The organism is Cupriavidus sp. KB_39 (assembly GCF_052114485.1).
Lineage (GTDB): Bacteria > Pseudomonadota > Gammaproteobacteria > Burkholderiales > Burkholderiaceae > Cupriavidus.
The window spans coordinates 82,616-97,376 of the sequence record NZ_JBFREV010000018.1 but is presented as its reverse complement, the minus strand read 5'-3'; the positions used below and the strand labels follow the sequence as shown (position 1 = coordinate 97,376).

General features: G+C 68.6%; 10 protein-coding genes. 8 read left to right on the top strand and 2 right to left on the bottom strand.

Annotated features, from left to right (window positions below):
* Window positions 1–59 precede the first annotated feature (59 nt).
* The 3 genes from AB4Z27_RS15415 to ccsB are packed head-to-tail and all read left to right on the top strand — an operon-like array spanning window position 60 to window position 6,426.
* A complete protein-coding gene (locus tag AB4Z27_RS15415) occupies window positions 60–3,212 on the top strand; it encodes an efflux RND transporter permease subunit (RefSeq protein ID WP_441644734.1) in 3,153 nt (1,050 codons plus the stop codon).
* Entirely contained in the window at window positions 3,209–5,245 is a 2,037-nt protein-coding gene (locus AB4Z27_RS15410; RefSeq protein ID WP_441644733.1) for a cytochrome c biogenesis protein ResB, read from the top strand. The genes AB4Z27_RS15415 and AB4Z27_RS15410 overlap by 4 nt, the downstream gene beginning before the upstream one ends.
* Window positions 5,242–6,426 carry a c-type cytochrome biogenesis protein CcsB gene (gene ccsB / locus AB4Z27_RS15405; protein ID WP_441644732.1) on the top strand — a complete coding sequence of 395 codons (1,185 nt, stop codon included), beginning with the start codon at window positions 5,242–5,244 and terminating at the stop codon, window positions 6,424–6,426. Before AB4Z27_RS15410 ends, ccsB begins: the two co-directional genes overlap by 4 nt.
* 24 nt (window positions 6,427–6,450) lie before the next feature.
* On the opposite strand, the gene AB4Z27_RS15400 is transcribed toward ccsB, so the two are convergent.
* Together AB4Z27_RS15400 and AB4Z27_RS15395 are read right to left on the bottom strand one after the other, a co-directional pair.
* Window positions 6,451–6,591: a hypothetical protein gene (locus AB4Z27_RS15400; RefSeq protein ID WP_441644731.1), complete on the bottom strand. Its 141-nt coding sequence runs from the start codon at window positions 6,589–6,591 to the stop codon at window positions 6,451–6,453.
* Window positions 6,592–6,705: 114 nt separating this feature from the next.
* Window positions 6,706–7,617, bottom strand: a complete 912-nt coding sequence (locus AB4Z27_RS15395; RefSeq protein WP_092297906.1) for a LysR family transcriptional regulator — start codon at window positions 7,615–7,617, stop codon at window positions 6,706–6,708.
* Between the two features lie 142 nt (window positions 7,618–7,759).
* On the opposite strand from AB4Z27_RS15395, the gene AB4Z27_RS15390 reads away from it, so the two are divergent.
* From AB4Z27_RS15390 to AB4Z27_RS15370, 5 genes are all read left to right on the top strand, one after another.
* Window positions 7,760–8,524, top strand: a complete 765-nt coding sequence (locus AB4Z27_RS15390; protein WP_441644730.1) for an SDR family oxidoreductase — start codon at window positions 7,760–7,762, stop codon at window positions 8,522–8,524.
* Window positions 8,525–8,543: 19 nt separating this feature from the next.
* Window positions 8,544–9,443, top strand: a complete 900-nt coding sequence (locus AB4Z27_RS15385) for an SDR family NAD(P)-dependent oxidoreductase (protein WP_441644729.1) — start codon at window positions 8,544–8,546, stop codon at window positions 9,441–9,443.
* A 582-nt stretch (window positions 9,444–10,025) separates the two neighbouring features.
* Complete coding sequence (locus AB4Z27_RS15380; protein ID WP_441644728.1) at window positions 10,026–11,375, top strand: HlyD family secretion protein; 1,350 nt, start codon at window positions 10,026–10,028, stop codon at window positions 11,373–11,375.
* A 132-nt stretch (window positions 11,376–11,507) separates the two neighbouring features.
* Entirely contained in the window at window positions 11,508–12,773 is a 1,266-nt protein-coding gene (locus AB4Z27_RS15375; RefSeq protein ID WP_369823508.1) for a hypothetical protein, read from the top strand.
* 2 nt (window positions 12,774–12,775) lie between these two features.
* A complete protein-coding gene (locus tag AB4Z27_RS15370; protein ID WP_441590897.1) occupies window positions 12,776–14,758 on the top strand; it encodes a glycosyltransferase family 2 protein in 1,983 nt (660 codons plus the stop codon).
* The last annotated feature ends 3 nt before the right edge of the window (window positions 14,759–14,761 follow it).

Below are 14,761 nucleotides of genomic sequence, written 5' to 3'. Positions count from 1 at the left end.
GCGACAGCGCGGCGGCAGCGCATCCGCCCCAATGACATCGGCATGACGGAGAACATATCGTGATAGGACGCATCATCGACTGGTCCATAGCGCATCGCGCGGCCGTCCTGCTTGCCGCGGCGATGCTTTGCACGGCGGCCATCGTCTCGCTGCGCAGCTTGCCGCTCGATGCCCTGCCCGATCTCTCCGATACGCAGGTCATCGTCAAGACCGACTACACCGGGCAGCCGCCTCAGCTGGTCGAGGATCAGGTGACCTATCCGCTGGCCAGCGCGATGCTGTCCATTCCGGATGCCGACGCCGTGCGCGGCTTCTCCATGTACGGCCAGTCCTACCTGTACATCGTCTTTCGTGATGGCGTGGCGCCTGCCGTGGCGCGTGCGCGCGTGACCGAGCAACTCAACCAGATCCGCGACCGCCTGCCCGCCGGCGTGTCGCCCACCTTGGGTCCGGATGCCTCGGGCGTGGGCTGGATCCTCGAATACGCGTTGGAGGACCCATCCGGGCAGGTGCCGCCGGATCGGCTCAAGGCACTGCAGGACTACTATCTCGCGCCGGAACTCCGCGCCATCCCCGGCGTGGCGGAAATCGCGGGTGTGGGTGGCAAGGGTCGGCAGTACGAGATCCAGGTGGATCCGCAGCGGCTGGCATCGCTCGATCTCTCGATCGCGGATGTTGCCGGCGCCGTGCGCGAGAGCAACCAGGCCATCGAGGGCGGCGCGTTCGAGCTGGCGCGCTCGCGACTGGTGGTGCGCGCCAATGGCCTGCTGCGCAAGCCTGCCGACCTGGCCGAGATTCCCGTGGCGAACAGTGCAGACGGCGGCGCGATCCGGCTCCGGGATGTCGCCACCATCGCCACCGTGCCGCGCCCCACCGAGGGTGCCGTCGACGTGGACGGCCACGGCGATGCCGCCAGCGCCATYGTGGTCATGCGCCAGGGCCAGAACACCCTCGACACCATCGAGCGGGTCAAGACGCGCCTGGGCCAGTTGCAGGGCGGTCTGCCGGCGGGCGTGAAGGTGACCATCCAGTACGACCGCTCCTCGCTCATTCTGCGCGCCGTCGATACCCTGCGCACCAAACTGATCGAGGAATCGCTGGCCGTCGCGCTCGTCTGCCTGGTGTTCCTGCTGCACCTGCGCTCGTCGCTGACCGCCATCGTCACGCTGCCGGTCGGCATTCTCGGCGCCCTGCTCGTGCTGCGGTTGCAGGGCAGCACCGCCAACATCATGTCGCTGGGCGGCATCGCGATTGCCGTGGGGGCGATGGTGGACGCCGCCATCGTCATGGTGGAAAGCATGCACCGGCGCCTGGAAAAGGAACCCGACCCCGCACCCGCGCGCCGCTGGGAGATGGTGCGCGCCAGCGCGAACGAGGTGGGTCCCTCGCTGTTCCTCTCGCTGGTGGTGATCGCCGTGTCCTTCCTGCCGGTCTTCGCGCTGCAGGGGCAGGAAGCGAAGCTGTTCTTCCCGCTGGCCTTCACCAAGACCTATGCGATGGCCTTCGCGGCCGGGCTGGCCATCACGCTGACGCCGGTGCTGATGGGCTACGCGGTGCGCGGCAAGATCCGTGGCGAATCCCGCAACCCCGTCAGCCGTGTCCTGCGTGCCGTGTATGCGCCGCTGCTCTTCGGCACGCTGCGCCATGCCCGTCTGGCGCTGGTCGCCGGCCTCGCCCTGGTGCTGAGCGCCGCGTGGCCGCTCTACCGGCTGGGCAGCGAGTTCATGCCGCCMTTGGACGAAGGCGACCTGCTCTACATGCCGACCACGCTGCAATCGGTCTCCGCCCCCGAGGCGCAGCACATCCTGCAGATGACCAATCGCATGATCCTGCAGGTACCGGAGGTCGAGCACGTGTTCGGGAAGGTGGGTCGTTCGGACTCGGCCACTGATCCGGCGCCGCTGTCGATGATCGAGACCACTATCCGCCTGCATCCGCGCGACCAGTGGCGCCCCGGCACGTCGATCGAGGACGTGATCGCAAAGCTGGACGCCGCCGTGCGCGTGCCAGGCCTGACCAACTCCTGGGGCTATCCCATCCGCACGCGCATCGACATGGTGTCTACCGGCATCCGCAGCCAGCTCGCGCTCAAGGTCAGCGGGCCGACACTCGCGGGCATCGACACCATGGCCGGCGAGATCCAGGCCGTGCTCAACCGGGTGGAAGGCACGCGCTCGGTGTTTGCGGAGCGCGCGGGCAGCGGCCGTTATCTGGATATCGACATCGACCGCGCCGCGGCCGGGCGCCTCGGCATCCGCATCGCGGACATCCAGGGTGTGATCGAAGGCGCGCTCGGCGGCCAGCAGTTGACGGTGATGACCGACGGGCGGGAGCGCATCCCCGTGACGCTGCGGCTGCCGGCCTGGCAACGCGAGACGCCGGACGCCATCGGCGCGCTGCAGGTCAAGGCGCCATCCGGCGCGCTCGCGCCACTGCGCGATCTGGCGCACATCCGCATCAGCGATGGCCCCACCGAGATCAAGAGCGAGAACGCCAAGCTGATCGGCTACGTGTTCGTCGACGTGGCTGGCGCCGATATCGGCGGCTACTACCGCCGCGCCAGCGCCGCGCTGGCGGCGGCCGGCATCCACCAGCAGGGTTACACCGCCACCTGGACCGGGCAGTACCTGCAGTTCGAGAACGCGTCCGCCAACCTCGCACTGATCGGCATCGCCACGGCTGCGCTGGTGCTGGGCCTGCTCTACCTGCACTTCCGCAGCCTGCGGCGCGTGCTGCTGGTGCTGCTCTGCCTGCCCGCCGCCGTGGCCGGGGGCGTGTGGCTGGTGTGGTGGCTGGAYTACCAGATGTCGGTCGCGGTTGTGATCGGCCTGATCGCGCTGGCCGGGGTGGCCACCGAGTTCGGCGTGGTCATGGTGCTCTACCTCGACCAGGCGGTCGGCCGCTGGCGGCATGATGGCGGGCACCTCGGCTCGGCGGGCTTCTACCGCGCCGTGGTGGGCGGCGCGCTGCTGCGGCTGCGGCCSAAGGCCATGACGGTYTCGGTGATCCTTGCCGGGCTGCTGCCGGTCATGCTGTCCGACGCCACGGGCGCTGACGTGATGAAGCGGATCGCCGCACCGCTGCTGGGTGGGATGCTGTCGGCGCCGGTGTTCTCGCTGCTGCTGATGCCGGCGCTCTACGTCATGCTGTTCCGCGAGCGTGCCGCCCGCGCGCCGCGCCTCGGCACACTGGATAGGGAGGTACGGGTATGAGCACGAACGCCCCMACCCGGCCATCGGCCCACCCCGCACCCATCGCACTCGGGGAACGGGTGCGGAAGGCGGCCCGCGCGTTGTATCACCTGCTTGGCTCGATGCGCTTCGCCGTGGCGATCCTCGTCATCGTGGCGCTGGCGGCCTGCATCGGCAGCATCGTGCCGCAGAACGCCGGGCCGGCCGCCTATGTCTCCCAATACGGCACGACCTGGACGGCGGTGCTGGTGTTCCTCGGCATGACCGACGTCTACCACGCGAGCTGGTTCGGCGCGCTGCTGGTGGTCATGTCCACGTCGACGGCGATCTGCGTGGTGCGCAATACGCCCGCCATGCTCCGGCAGGTCTTCGATCGGCAGGATCAGGTGAACCGCAAGTTCGTCGAGACCCTGCCCTGCCGCGTGCGCTTCCGTCACGACGCAGGCGAGGCCGCACTGCTGGCCACCCTGATGCCGGCGCTGCGGCGCGAGCGCTTTCGTGTCGCCACACGGCGGACTGCCGATGGGGCGCTGCTGGTGGCGGCGCGGCGCGGTGGCGCGCGGCGCGTCGGCTATATCCTGACGCACGCCGCAATCGTCCTGATTACCGTGGCTGCGTTCCTTGACAGCGATCTCGCCGTRCGGGGCCGCGTGCTGGCCRGCCTCCAGCAGATCGAGACCCGCGACCTGCCCGTCGATGCCGTGCCGCCCAGCAGCGTGCTGCCGGCCGGCACGCTCAGCTATCGCGGCCAGCTCACCCTTGCCGAAGGTGAATCGGCCAGCAACGCCATCGTCCCCATCGGGGATGGCTATCTGGTCCAGCCGCTGCCGTTCACCGTGCGGCTGCACCGCTTCCACATCGAGCGCTATCCCAACGGCCAGCCCCGGGACTTCRTCAGCGACCTGGAGATCCAGTTGCCCGGGCAGCCGCCGACACGCCACGCGCTGCGCGTCAACCATCCGCTCGCCGAGCACGGCGTCACGCTCTACCAGTCCGGATTTGCCGATGGTGGCAGCACGCTGAACCTGCGCATGCTCTCCCGGACTGGCGCGGCGGTGCCGCTGGCGGCCACCGTGGGCAGCGATGTGCCGCTGCTGATCGATAACGCGCCCTGGACGTTCCAGGCGAGCGACCTGCGCATGGACAACATCCAGGACACCGGCAACGCGCCGGCACAGGGGCTGCTGCGCCGCTACCTCGAAGGCCGGTCCGGCACCGTCGCCGACCTGGGACCGACCATCGAATACGTGCTGCGCGACCCGGCTGGCCAGCCCCGCACCATGGTGACGTACCTGCGGCCGCTGACCTTTGGCGGCGACCGCTACTTCGTCAGCGGCGTGCGCCGGGCGGATGGCGAGGGCTACGAGTACATCCGCGTGCCTGTCGATGCGGACGGATCGGCGACCACGTTCGAGCGATTCGAGCGCCAACTGCAGGATCCCGCCGCGCGGCAGCGTGCGGCGCGCCGGATACTGGCCAAGCCCTCCGCGGAAATGGCGGACGTGGCGGCCCGTGCGCTGGAGGTGTTCGCCCATGACGGCTCGCCCGGCATCGCCGCGCTGGTGGAGGCGACGGTGCCCGAGGCGGAACGCGGCGCAGCCACCACGCTGCTCTCCGGCCTGGTGGTGCGCGCCGCGCGCGCGCTGGCCGCCGAGGACGACGAGCAGGGTCCACAGGACGCCTCCGCCCGGCGCCGCCTGCAGGACCTGCTGAACGCCCACGACGACATGGTGGCCAGTGACGCGCCCGCGTGGGCGCTGGCCGGCACCGTCAGCCAGCGCGCCGCCTCCGGCCTGCAGGTCGCCCGGCGTGGTGGCGATGCGCTGTTGATCGTCAGCCTGTCGATGCTGGCCATCGGCGTGTGGCTGCTGTACGCGGTGCGCGAGCGGCGCCTCTGGCTGTGGTGGGACCCMGCCAGCCGCGTGGCGGTGGCCGGTCTGCGCGCCAATCGCAAGATGCCCGGGCTCGAAGCGGAACTGGCTGCATGGCTGGCGCCGCTCGGCCCCCTCCCGCCGGTGGGCGCCGGCAACCGTGACTTATCGGAACCATCATGAAAACTGCCATTGCAGAGCCCGCCCCGGCGGGTGCCTCCGCCCCCGCCCTGAACGCCGCTGCGGTGGGAAACCCGCCACCGGCGGGCGCCTTCCCCGGCAAGCTGTTCGCCATCGCGCTGGCGGGCGGGGTCGCCGTCTGCTACGCACGCTGGTGGGCGGCCATGGACGGCTACGAGGTCGTGATCCTCGCGCTGGCCGCCGCCGGGCTGGTCTATGCCGGCAACGCGTGGCCGCCCCTGCGGGCGTTCATGGCCGGCACGGGTGCCGTGGCATCGCTGCTCTGCTGGCAGCTCGGCCGCGATATCGGCGGCGCCGTGGCCGTCGRCAACCTCGCCAGCGGCCCGGTGAGTCAGCCGGTGTTGCTGGGCTCGGGCGCGCTGATCGGCGTTGCCACGCTGGCCTCCATCGCCGGCTGGGTAGGACAGCGGGCGCRCCTGGCCGCGATCGGCCGTGCTGCCACGTGGAGCGGGCTGGGGCTCGCGGCTGCGGCCTTCCTCACGCGCTGGTACGAGTCGTACCGCATCGGTGCCGGCATGGGCCACATACCGGTCAGCAATCTCTATGAGGTGTTTGTCGTCTTCATCATCCTGACCGGCCTGATGATGCTGTACATGGCGTCCCGCTATCGCGCGGCGGGGTTCACGGTGTTCACCCTGCCGCTGCTGTGCGCGGCCTACGCCTTCCTGTTCTGGTATGGCGGCGCGCGCGGCGCAGGCGCGATCACGCCGTTGATTCCGGCGCTGCAGTCGTATTGGATGAAGCTGCACGTGCCGGCGAACTTCCTCGCCTATGGCGCGTTCTCGATCGCAGCCATGCTCGGCGGCGCGCGCCTGCTGTCGGGACGGCGTTTCATGAGGTCGCGCATGCCGGATCCGGCATGGATCGACGAAGCGGTGTACCGCGCCATCGCGAGCGGCTTCGCCTGCTTCACGGTCGCCACGATCCTCGGCGCGCTGTGGGCGGCGGAAGCCTGGGGCGGCTATTGGTCATGGGACCCCAAGGAAACCTGGGCCCTGGCGGTCTGGCTGAACTACGCGGCGTGGCTGCACCTGCGCATGCTGGGCAAGGTGTGCGCGCGCGTGCTGGCGTGGTGGGCGGTGGCCGGCCTGTTCGTCACGCTCTTCGCCTTCCTTGGCGTCAACATGTACCTGGCTGGCCTGCACTCGTACGGTTCACTCTGAACGCGGCCGACGGTTACAAAGCGCTCACACCGCGCGCACGTCCACCAATTCGCCTGCCGCGCCACGCTCCCCTTGGGGATCGACGAKATCGGCGATGGCCATGGTGACGCTGACGCCCGAGAACAGGAAAGCGACGGCRAGGGCGAAAAGGGTGGCGACTTCCATGAAGCACTCCAGCTACGTTTAGGAGTTTCCATTATATGATGCGTCGCACCATCTGYAAATATTTTGTATGTGGTATATCACGAGAGATTGAGCATCTCGCCTGGAAATGATCGATCAGTCGCTTTCCGTCTCTTTTCTGCATCGATCGGCGAATTCCCGGGCGGCCCAGTCGAGAAACGCCCTCACCCGTGGCGATAGCTGCCGGGACCGCTGATACAACAGCGAGACCGGCGCCGAAGGCGGCGGCGTGTCCGGCAGGATCTCCACCAGTTCGCCATCGGCCAGTTCCCGTTCGATATGGAAGCGCGGCACCTGGGCCAACCCTAGCCCCAGCTTGATCCCGGCCAGGTAGCTTTCCGTCCCGGTCACGGTCAGTACGGCCGGTATCGATACGGCCTGTATTTCCCCGTGGACGTCGAACTCCAGCGGCGTGACATTCCCCGTCGTAACCGATCGGATGCCCACCATCTGGTGCCCGTCGAGCGATGCCAGGCTCGTTGGCGTGCCGAACCGCGCCAGGTAAGCCGGCGTGGCGCAGGTCAGCCGGTCCAGGGTCGCCACTTGCCGCGCCACCAGCTCGCTATCGGGCAATTTGCCATAGCGGAGCACGCAATCGACGCCCTCCTGCACCATGTCGACCCAGCGGTCGCCCTCGCTCATCGAGATCTGGATATGCGGATGCCGGGCGAGGAAGTCCGGAAATCCCGGCAGCAGGAAATGGCGCGCGATTGTGCCCTGCACCTCCAGCCGCAGCAGCCCCTTCGGCTCGGCGCCGTTGAAGGCGCCCTCGGCGTCCTCGATGTCGTCCAGGATGGTCAGGCAGCGCCGGTAGTACGCCTCCCCGTCCAGCGTCGGCCGCACTACGCGCGTGGTCCGCTGCAGCAGCCGAACTCCCAGCCGCCCCTCCAGATCGTGGATGACCTTGGTCACCGTCGATCTCGGCACCTCCATGTCGTGCGCCGCCAGCGTAAAGCTGCGCCGCTCCACCACCCGCGTAAATAGCCGCATTGCGTCGAACCGGTCCACCCCACCCTCCGCCGATTGTTTCCCTGCCAGAACAAGTGCGGGCAATTTTAGACCGATTATCTATCCGCTCCAATCGCGCATAGTTCACTCAACCCGCAGCGCCACACAGCGAATGGCGGCCACCCAACCCCGGAGAAGAACCATGAGCACCACCCAGAACAGCACCCAAGCCAAGTCCAACCAGCAGGTCGCCATCGTGACCGGCGCCTCACGCGGCATCGGCGCCGCCATCGCCCGCCGGCTGGCGCAGGASGGCTTCACCGTCGTCGTCAACTATGCCGGCAGCGCTGGCGAAGCCGAGGCGCTGGTCGCCGAAATCGAAGCCGCCGGCGGCCGSGCGATTCCGGAGCAGGCCAATGTGGCCGAYCCGGCCGCCGTGGCGCGYATGTTCGATGCCGCCGAAGCCGCTTTCGGTGGTGTGGACGTCCTCGTCAACAACGCCGGCATCATGAAGCTGGCGAAGCTGGCCGACAGCGACGACGCCTTGTTCGACAGCCAGATCGCCATCAACCTCAAGGGCACGTTCAACACGCTGCGCGAAGCGTCGCGCCGCCTGCGCAACGGCGGCCGAGTGATCAACCTGTCGTCGAGCGTGGTCGGCCTCTACCAGCCCGCCTACGCGGTGTACGCCGCCACGAAGGCCGGCGTGGAAGCCATGACGCATGTGATGACGAAGGAAATGCGCGGCCGGAACATCACGGTGAACGTCGTGGCACCCGGCCCCACTGCCACCGCCCTGTTCCTCGACGGCAAGCCGCAGGAAGTCATCGACAACCTCGCCCGGCTCGCCCCGCTGGAGCGCCTGGGCGCGCCGGAGGACATCGCCAACACCGTGGCCTTCCTGGCTGGCCCCGATGGCGCCTGGGTCAACGGGCAAACCATCCGCGTCAACGGCGGCATCATCTGATGCAGGAGCGGAGTCCATCATGAAGAAAGTCATCCTCATCACTGGCGCGTCGAGCGGCTTCGGCCGCCTGACCGCCGAGGCCCTCGCCAAGGCCGGCCACACGGTCTACGCCTCCATGCGCAACACGGCCAGCCGCAATGCCGAAGTCGTGGCGCAAATGGCTGCGTTCGCCCGCAGGCATGACGCTGATCTGCGTACGGTGGAGCTGGACGTACAGTCGCAGCCGTCCATCGATGACGCCGTGGCCAGCATCCTCGCCGCCACGGGCCGCATCGASGTGCTGATGCATAACGCGGGCCACATGGCCTTCGGCCCCGCCGAGGCGTTCACGCCGGAACAATTCGCCCAGCTGTACGACATCAACGTGCTCAGCACCCAGCGCGTGAACCGCGCGGTGCTGCCCCATCTGCGCCGCCAGAAGCAAGGGCTGCTGGTCTGGGTCTCGAGCAGCAGCTCGGCCGGCGGCACCCCGCCCTACCTCGCCCCCTACTTCGCGGCGAAGGCGGCGATGGATGCCATCGCGGTCCAGTACGCGCGCGAGTTGTCGCGCTGGGGCATCGAGACATCGATCATCGTCCCGGGCGCGTTCACCAGCGGCACCAACCATTTCGCGCACACGGGGTTGCCTGCCGATACCGCGCGCGCGGAGGAATACGAGTCGGGCCCTTATCCCGGCTTTGGCGATGAAATCCAGCACGCGTTCGCCGGCATCGTGCCGCCCGATGCGGATGCGGGACAAGTGGCCGACGCCATCGTCGATGTCGTCAACGCGCCGTTCGGCAAGCGGCCGTTYCGCGTGCATGTCGATCCGACGCAGGACGGCGCCGACGTCGGCTTCGCCGTGCTGGACCGCCTGCGTGCCGAGATGGTCCATCGCGTGGGCATGGGAGATCTTCTCGTGCCGCGCGTCGCGCAGTGAGCACGCTGCAATCTCTACGACCTCGTAACATTTTCCCCCACGCTTCTTCCATCACAACTGCACCGAGACACTGCATCATGCCCTGATGCAGTGCTCTCACGTCACCGCTTCATTACTAGTGTTGCGTGACGCGCGCATGACCCTTGTCGCACGCGGCCAACCGAACGGCCGTACTAAGTATYGCGATATACAGTCCTTACACTTCCTTACAGCACGCCCCCGTCAAACTGACTACCTTTGAATCGCTCCGGCAATGCCATGCCGATCCCATCCGCGATATGGTGTGACGGAGCATCAATGGGCGTGTATCGCCTCGCTGTACCGGTCCGCTWTTGTGGGCCTCTCAAATGACCGGCCTGCCTGCCCGGTCTGGAAGTAAAGCCAGTTCCGGCGCGTAGCAACAGCCCGGGACCACGCGCATAAGAACTACCTGGGGACGACGACGTTGCGCCTCCGCGCGCGCCAACACCGCGTGCGGGGTGCAGCTTTTGCCCGTGATTTCCGCGATTCCGCTCCGGCCATCGCGGTGGGGACGCTTTTGCCCGTTTTTTGACGGGCGCTGACTATTGTTCGGAGGATGGCATGCAGAACGACAAGCCCGACAACAAACCAACGTTGCCGACGCGCCGGCCCACCTCCCCCGCGCCCCCGCCCGGCGGTAAGCTCGACGACCCCCTCGTCGCGCGGCGTGGCGGCACGCTGAGCCTGCGGCCGCTGTGGCAGATCGTGCCGCGGCTGGCCAGCTACGGGATGGTGGCCTTCATCATCTGGGTGGTCCTCTCCGTGATGTTCCCGCCCGTGTTCACGCGGTCTTCCGAGCGCGCCGTGGTGAACAGCCCCGTGAACCTCGTCACCACGCCGGTCGAAGGCATCGTGACGAAGCAGATCGTGGCTGTGGGCAGCACCTTCGCGCAGGGGCAGTCGCTGATGACGCTCCAGAATCCCAATATCGACCGCTCGCTGCTGGTGGAACTGCTCGGCAAGCAACTCGACAACCAGAAGCGCTATGAAGCCGCCAAGGCCAAGCTCGAGGGCAACCAGGCGCGGCTGGCGTCCACCGGCGACGACATCAAGCGCTACCAGTCGGCGGCGCAGCGCGAGCATGCGTCCAAGCTGCGCGGCATCGAGGCGCGGCTCTCCGTGGCCAAGCAGCAGATCGACCAGCAGACCGACCTCGTCAATCGCAACCAGGCCATGCAGTGGGCCGGGGCGGTGAGCCAGGCCTATACMGATGCCTCGCGCAACCAGCTCACCGTGCTGGCCGGCAATCGGGATGCGATCCAGGCCGAACTGGATACCGCACGCGGCAGCAGCGAGGCGGCGCGCGGCAAGGTGTACATGTCGAGTACCGACGGCGCGCTGGGCTCGCTCGCGCAACGGCAGGACGAGTTGCGCGCGGAGAACGTGCAGCTCGAAGCCGAGATCAAGCAGTTGGAGGAGTACGGCCAGTCGGTCGACAAACTCGTCGCCGCCGAGCAGGAGCGCGTGGAGCGGGTCACCAACCTCGACATCAAGGCCTATGGCGGCGGCATCGTCGAGGATGTGACCGCCCCGCCGGGTACGCGCGTGGCGGCCGGCGCCACCTTGATGCGCACCACCAACTGCGCCCAGCCGAGCGTGGTGGCGGTGTTCCCGCGCAGCCTCAGCAAGGACCTCCTGCCCGGCGCCAAGGTCAAGGTGCAGGTCGATGGCGTGGCCGTRCCGCTGTCGGGCGCSGTGTCCGAGATCCTGCCGCGCGCCCCCGATGGCGACCAGGCGCGCTACTTCGTGCCCTTCCCGCCCATCGAGAAGAACGAGATCTATCTGATTGCCAAGCTGAACAAGCCTCTGCCTGACTTGCCCGGCAGCAGCGGCAGCGGCACGGACCGCTGCGCGCTCGGCCACTGGGCCAAGGTCAGCCTCGATCGCCCGTGGTTCAAGAGCCTGATCTGAGATCGATTGCGTTCGATTGCGTTCGACTGGATCGGCAATCCGCCACGTTCCCCACGCCCGCAGGAAGGAGACCTCGCCGTGCAGCGTTATTCCCTACCCTCCCAAGCGCTGGCGTGCGCGGGGGCGTGCCTGATGGCCGCCGCGCTCGCCACGCCGCCCCCCGCCATGGCCGCGCCCCCGGTTCCGCCCGACGCCGCGCGCCAGCAATTGCGCGATGGCGCCTGCCAGGCGCTGACCGCGCGCGTCGGCGCCTTGCCCGGCAAGGGCCCGGTCATGCTCGGCAGCTACGAGCCGGCCCCCGGCGGCGAGCCCCTGCCCGCCCCGCTGCGCCAGTCGGCCTTCGTCTATGACAACGCGCTGGCCGGCATCGCCCTCATTGCCTGCGGGCAGCCCGCCGCCGCGCGCCGGATTGCCGATGGCGTGGTGGCCGGCGTCACGCGTGACCGCCACTACCACGATGGCCGCGTGCGCAAYGCCTACCGCGCCGGCGCCGTGCCCGATGGCCCGGTGCCGCTGCCGGGCTGGTGGGACGAGCCGAGCAAGAAATGGTTCGAAGACCGCTACCAGGTGGGCACGGCCACCGGCAATGTCGCCTGGGCCGCGCTGCTGCTGCTGGCGGTCTATGAATCGACGCAGGACCGYCGCTACCTGGACACCGCCGGCACGCTGATGGGCTGGATCGACAAGCAGACCTTCGCCAGCGAGCCCCCGGCGGCCTTTATCGGCGGCTTCTTCGGCCATGAGCCCGCGCCGCAGCGGCAGGGCTGGAAGTCCACCGAACACAATGTCGATGCCTACGCGGCGTTCCGCTGGCTGGGCCGCTACAGCGATGACCCGCGCTGGCGCACCGGCGCGGACCGCGCCAAGCGCTTCGTGGAGGCGATGTGGCAGCCCGGCGAAGGCCGCTTCGTCATCGGCACGCGCGACGATGGGCGCTCGCTCAACGCCGGGCCGTCCGCGCTCGATGCCTCGCTATGGCCGCTGATCGCCGTGCCCGAATCGGCCAATACCTGGCGCCGCGCGCTGGACTGGACGCGGAGCCGCCACGCCGTGGGCGGCGGCTACGGCTTCAACGCCAGCCCCGATGGCGTCTGGACGGAAGGCACCGGACAGGCCGCGCTGGTCCTGCGCGCCATGGGCCGCGAGGACGAGGCCCGCCCGCTCTGGCCGCTGCTGCTGGCCCAGCGGGCGCCCTCGGGCTACCTCTTTGCCACGCCCGAGCGCCGCATCCGCACCGGTCTCCAGATCGGCCCGGACAGCACCACCGACGATTTCTACTACTACCACCTGCCCCACCTCGGGGCCACCGCGTGGGCCATCCTGGCCGCGGCCGGCTGGAATCCGTTCCAGCCCGGCGGACGACAGGCCGACACCGCCAATGTCGCCAACAAGGAGTGACGATGTTCGCCGATTTTCTCGAAAACCGGATGCTGATGGAGATCAACGCCGGCGCCTTCCTGATCGCGGTGCTATGCCTGCGCGGCAGCCGCCATCGCGCGGCGGACCGTTGGCTGTTCGGCATCGCCGCCGGGGTGCTGCTGTCGTGCTACTACGTCTGGCGCTGCACGCAGACCCTGCCGGACTGGCGCATGGACTTCCCGAGCGTGTGGTCGTACGCGTTCTTCGGCTTCGAGACCCTGACGATTGCCTACACGCTGATCTCGATCGTCACGCTGACGCGCACCTCGGACCACAGCGCGGCGGCCGATGCCGGCGAGGCGGTCCTGCGCCGCAGCCCCGAGGTGCCGCAGGTGGACATCTTCATCGCCACCTATAACGAGGGGCTGGACGTACTCGAAAAGACCATCGTCGCCGCACTGGCCATCGACTATCCCAACTTCCGCGTCTGGGTGCTCGACGATACCCGGCGCGACTGGCTCAAGGACTTCTGCGGCACGGTCGGCGCGCGCTACGTGACCCGTCCGGACAACACCCACGCCAAGGCTGGCAACCTCAATAACGGGCTGCAGCACAGCGCGGAGGCGGGYGGCGCGCCGTTCATCATGGTCCTGGACGCGGACTTCGCGCCGAACCGGAACATCCTGCTGCGCATCATCGGCCTGTTCGACGACCCCGTGGTCGGCGTGGTGCAGACGCCGCAGTTCTACTACAACGCCGACCCGATCCAGTACAACCTGCGCTCCACCGAATGCTGGGTGGACGAGCAGCGGGCCTTCTTCGACGTCATGCAGCCGGCCAAGGACGCCTGGGGCACCGCGTTCTGCATCGGCACTTCGTTCGTGGTGCGGCGCGACGCGCTGACCAAGATCGGCGGATTTCCGACCGGCACGGTCACCGAGGACATCCACCTGACCTACCGCCTGATGCCGCACGGCTACATCACGCGCTGGCTCAACGAGCGGCTCAGCGTGGGCCTGTCTGCCGAAGGGCTGCCTGARTACATCAGCCAGCGCAGCCGCTGGGGGCTGGGCACGATCCAGGTGGCGCTCACCGCCGATGGYCCCCTGCGCGGGCGCGGCTATTCGCTGCGGCAGCGGCTGCACTACGTGCACGGCCTGCTCCACTGGCTGAGCCGCCCGTTCACCTTGATGCTGCTGGCCGGCCCCCTGCTCTACTGGTATTTCAACGTGCCGACGCTATATGGCGATCCGGTCCAGTTCCTCGCCTATGGCGTGCCGGCGCTGCTGCTGTACTGGGCCTACAGCATCTGGATCACCGGCTCGCGGGCGATGCCGATCTTCACCGAGGTCACCCAGATCGTGGCGGCACTGGCGGTGACCGCCACGCTGGCCAGCGCCGTGTTCAAGCCGTTCGGGCGACCGTTCAAGGTCACCAACAAGGGGCTGGACCGCTCGAAGCTGGTGATCCACGGCAAGTTCGCCGCGCTCTACGGCGGGATGTTCCTGCTCACCGGCATGGGGCTGGCCCGCGCGGTGGCCGCCGATGGCTCGGCGCCCGGCCTCGCCTTCAACATCGGCTGGACGCTGGTGTCGATGGTGCTGTACTTCGCCTCCCTGCTGGTGTGCTTCGAGCTGCCGCGCCCCCGCAAGGAAGAACGCTTTCCGCACCGGGAGCGCGCCGTGCTGCGGCTCTTCGGCAAGGATGGCAACGCYTACGAATTCCACGGCACCACGCGCGACCTCTCCTGCAACGGCGCGGGCCTGCTGCTCGACGGCAACGCGGCCGTCACGCGCGGCATGGACGGCGCCGAAGGGGCGATCTGGCTGGAACCGCTGGGCTGGGTGCCCTGCCGCGTGGCGCGTGCGCGCGGCAACCTCGCCGGCGTGGCGCTGCGCCCCGACACGGCCGCCCGCCACCGCCTGATCCGCCTGCTGTTCAGCGAGCCCGCACACAACATCGCAGACCGTGGCCGGCCCGGCGTGGCCATCGCCCAGCTGCTGCGACGCGCTTTTTCGGGATAACCA